The sequence below is a fragment of the Ferrovibrio sp. genome, from assembly GCF_002796975.1.
Classification (GTDB): domain Bacteria; phylum Pseudomonadota; class Alphaproteobacteria; order Ferrovibrionales; family Ferrovibrionaceae; genus Ferrovibrio.
On sequence record NZ_PEKV01000037.1, the window covers coordinates 1 to 272 of the forward strand.

The window sequence follows — 272 nt, forward strand, 5'->3', positions numbered from 1 at the left end:
TCTGTCGGTCCTCTGAGAACACCCGGTGAGGTGTCACGCCTCACCGCCGGAGTGACCTAAGGAGAGCCTGCGCCAACAGGTGCTCATCACTGTCTTGTCCGCCGGTCTGGTGGTGCGCGGTGCCGTTCCCCGCCCATGCGAACAGATCGGAGCACGACATGACCATCATCCCTGACACCGAAAGGCGCTCTCAACCGCGTCAGCCAATCTTCGCTGGTGTCGACACCCACAAGGAAATCCACGTCGCCGCGCTCATCGATCCGGCTGGGACC

General features: G+C 62.9%; 1 pseudogene. It reads left to right on the forward strand.

The window, feature by feature from the left end:
* Positions 1–158: 158 nt before the first annotated feature.
* Positions 159–272, forward strand: a pseudogene (locus CTR53_RS21105) (IS110 family transposase); the annotation flags it as partial.